Below are 3,186 nucleotides of genomic sequence, written 5' to 3'. Positions count from 1 at the left end.
CACTCGCTCGTCACCTCCTGACCTTGGCGCAGGACCAGGTTCACGAAGGCTCCCACATCCATCTGACGGCGGACCAGGAGATCGACTCCGACCATCACCTGATCCTGGAGCGGGCGTGAGCGCATCCGTCGACTGAAGTGCGGTGCAGAAGGCCGTGACCGCTCACCAGCCTTTCAGACGCCTCCCAGGCCTCCAGGGACGGCGCGGTCGACGCGCTCGTAAACGGCGACGGAGGCGAACTCGTCGGTGAAGCCGGTGTCGAAGTCGGCGTTCTTCAGCACGTCCAGGAGGTCGAGGACGCCCCAGCGGCGTACAGCCTCGTCCACCCGGCACGGCGAGCGTGTGGGCCACATCGCGATGGACGGCGGAGGGCCCAATGCCGTCGTGTGCCGGGCGGCGGGTCAAGGGCCTGTGGAGGAAAGGTTGCTCGCGGGCGAGTTGGGGGAGTTCGACCTCACCATCGACGACGCGGATGTCCACGCGTCCGCGTCACAGGGTGCCGCTTCGGGGGAACCCTCGCGGGGGCGAATGCATCTCCCTGGCCGGGAGGCAGGAGCGGTGGCACCCGGCCTCCGCAGGGTCGCTTCCCAGGGGGAGTTCTCGTGGCACGGAGGACAGCGACAGTCTCCGCCATCAGCCTGACGGTGATGGCGGCTGCTGTGGCGTGCGGTCCAGCGCATCCGGACGCCAGGAAGCCGGGCGCCGAGCCGTCCTCCCGGGCGACGGCGGCGTCCCCTGGCGAGGGACGGACGAGTGTGCCCCCCACGGCTTCGGCGGGAGCCGCATGCGGGACCGCACAGCTGCGATGGAAGCTGACACTCCTCGCCGACAAGCCGAGCAAGGCGCCGACGGCTCTGCTGAGCGCGACTAACACCAGCGCTACGCCCTGCGCATTCGATGGCTATCCGAAGGTGCAGGCGTACGCCGGCAAAGGCCCTGCCGTCTGGTCGGAGCCGAAGGCCAAGGCGCCGGTCCGGCTGGTGTTGAACCATGCCAAAACGGTGGACTTCCCGCTCTTCTACCCGGCATCCCCTTCCGCGGACGGTTCCTGCGCCATCCCGGTCGACGACGCCCCACGCATCGAGGTGCTGCCACCGCACCCCGCGTCCACCGACTATGGCGCTTCGCTGCAGATCACCGACCCGCACGGCCGGCATGTGACCCCGGTGTTCTGCGACACCATTCACGTGGGCGCACCCCGTCCGCGGTAGAGGGCGACAAAATCTGCACATAAGTTCGATTGTTGTGCGATCATGATGGCACCGGTGACCGCTGACCATGGTCTACCGGGTGCCGTCTCACGGGGCGGCAGGGGGAATGCATCGGGGGGTGCGCTGTGCGCTGGACTGGATCATGGGGGCGTCCCTGCCTGTCGACACGTGAGGGCCCGCGCGTCGGACGGCCCGAGTCGGGCGGTCTGCCGAGCCTGTCATCTGTCATGACGCCCGGTGTACCCGAGCGGCGATCACGGTCAGCCGTCACGGCCGAGACGCCGACACTCCGCTCCGTGGCGAGGAACTGAACTTCCCGCCGGCAAGACTTGGCCGCGCACTCCGCGCCGGCCGTCCATTCTGTGCGTGGCCCGGACTCGTCGAGCTCTCCGGCCTGCCTGACCTGGAGCAAATTAACTTGTGTAGTACACGAATAAGCCTGGGGAGTGTGTTCGCGTTGTGCGCCGCACTTCTGCTGGGCAACGCCGCCGCGGCCAGAGCGGCCACACCTGCCCCGGCCCCCGCCAGACAGGTAACGGCCAAGCCGAACCGCACCGACCACACGACCGCCGTCGCGAGCCCTTCGGCGTCCGTCACGCCTTCGTCGACCAACAGCGGCAGTTGGACTGTCCAGGACGCCATCCGGTTCTGGACGCCCCAGCGCATGGCCTCGGCCACCGACCCCTCGGGCCGCATCGCGCAGCCGCAGGGCTGGAAGGCACCGCACAAGAAGCGGTCCCTGACCGCCATCGACGGTGAGCACTTCGGCGGCATCAAGTCCGTCGGCATGCTCTTCACCACCACAGGTGACATGAAGGCCCATAACTGCACGGCCAGCGTGGTACGCAGCCCCGGGCGCAACCTCATCCTCACCGCCGGGCACTGCCTCGGCGGCAACGCGGCGTTCGTGCCCAAGTACGACCACACCAAGTCGGCGGGCGACCAGCCGTATGGCATCTGGCCGGTTGGTGAGTGGTTCCGCGACTCGCAGTACGCCTCGGACCGGAGCGCCAACTCCGACCTGGACTTCGCCTTCGCGAGCCTGAAGGAGAACGGCGGGCGCAACGTCCAGGACGCCGTGGGCGCAAACACCCTCGCCCGGACACCGGGATTCGTCAACCAGGTGACCGTGATCGGCTATCCCATGGTCAAGTACGACTCGCAGGACCGCGCGTTCCACTGCCCGAATGTCTGGACGACGCCGCTGCCGGCCTACAACCAGATGCAGATCGACTGCGCCGGCATGTGGGGAGGGGTCTCCGGCGGACCGGGGTTCTCCAAGTTCGACACCTCCCGCGACACTGGCGAGATCATCGGCAACGTGGGCGGCTTCCTGCAGGGTGGTCCCGATGTGAAGACCGACAATCCGCTGTACAACCGGATCACCTACAGCCCCCTGCACGGCGACCGGTTCTTCCAGGACTACGACGACGCCCAGCAGGGCCTGCACACCGACCACGGCCCCTACCACCAGCCGCCCCTGCCCTATTCCATGGGCAGCGGGACGACGTGGGAACACGCCAAGCTGATGGCCGCCGGCGACTTCAACGGCGCCGGCCACAGCGACATGATCGTGGTCTGGACCGACGGCGAGGTCACCCTCTACACCAACGACGGCCAAGGCCACTTCATCACCGAACGCCAGTTGGTCGCCCCCCAGTCCATCTGGACCAACGCGGAGACCATCACCGCGGGCGACTTCACCGGATCCAACCAGTTCGACCTGATGGTCCGCTGGTCCGACGGCGAGGTCACGCTCTACGGCGACGTCGGCACCAACGGCCTCAACGTACCCGGCACCCAGATGGCCGCCCCTCACACCATCTGGGAACACGCTACCCAGATCGCCGCAGGCCGCTTCGGCTCATCGGCCTACGTCACCGACCTGATGGTGCGCTGGTCCGACGGCGAACTCACCCTCTACACCAACGTGGGCGCCGGAGGCTTCGGACAGGAACACCAGCTGCAGAAACCC

General features: G+C 67.8%; 4 protein-coding genes. 3 read left to right on the top strand and 1 reads right to left on the bottom strand.

The genetic code is table 11. The annotated features are described in order from the left end of the window. On the top strand, nt 1–119 hold a 119-nt coding region (locus ACWC2T_RS45840), incomplete at its 5' end, for an Imm32 family immunity protein (RefSeq protein ID WP_450676217.1). A 54-nt stretch (nt 120–173) separates the two neighbouring features. Here ACWC2T_RS45840 and ACWC2T_RS45835 read toward each other — a convergent pair. After that, a complete protein-coding gene (locus tag ACWC2T_RS45835) occupies nt 174–326 on the bottom strand; it encodes a hypothetical protein (RefSeq protein ID WP_450676216.1) in 153 nt (50 codons plus the stop codon). A gap of 429 nt (nt 327–755) precedes the next feature. Here ACWC2T_RS45835 and ACWC2T_RS45830 point away from each other — a divergent pair, with 429 nt between their 5' ends. Together ACWC2T_RS45830 and ACWC2T_RS45825 are read left to right on the top strand one after the other, a co-directional pair. Beyond that, the gene (locus ACWC2T_RS45830; protein ID WP_450676215.1) at nt 756–1,211 is read left to right on the top strand and encodes a DUF4232 domain-containing protein; all 456 of its coding nucleotides are present in this window, start codon (nt 756–758) and stop codon (nt 1,209–1,211) included. A gap of 457 nt (nt 1,212–1,668) precedes the next feature. Next, a partial coding sequence (locus ACWC2T_RS45825; RefSeq protein WP_450676214.1) for a trypsin-like serine peptidase occupies nt 1,669–3,186 on the top strand: 1,518 nt, incomplete at its 3' end.

Source organism: Streptomyces sp. NPDC001393 (assembly GCF_053597455.1).
Note: the sequence above shows the minus strand (reverse complement) of the source record. Positions and strands in the feature narration are given on the sequence as shown.